General features: G+C 63.7%; 1 protein-coding gene. It reads left to right on the top strand.

The window, feature by feature from the left end; translation table 11 throughout:
• Positions 1 to 303 (top strand): cytochrome c-type biogenesis CcmF C-terminal domain-containing protein (locus AC0IYH_RS30720; protein ID WP_471837943.1); only part of this gene is annotated, 303 nt, incomplete at both ends.

Raw genomic sequence — 303 nt, 5'->3', positions numbered from 1 at the left:
GACTCGTCACAAGGGCTTGTTCAAGGGCATGGCCAGCCTGGGCCGCAGCTACTGGGGCATGCAGTTGGCGCACCTGGGCCTGGCGGTCTGTGCACTGGGCGTGATCCTCACCAGCCTCGGCAGTTTCGAGCGTGACATGCGCATGGCGCCGGGCGATGCCGTAGAGCTGGGAGGTTACCGGTTCGTGTTCGAGGGTGCGGCGCATCACGAAGGGCCGAACTTCATTTCCGACCGTGGCACTGTGCGCGTCTTCGAAGGGGAAAGGCAGATCGCTCTGCTGCACCCGGAAAAACGCCTGTACAC

The organism is Pseudomonas sp. AC463 (assembly GCF_979253585.1).
This window is presented reverse-complemented; position numbering and strand designations above follow the sequence as displayed.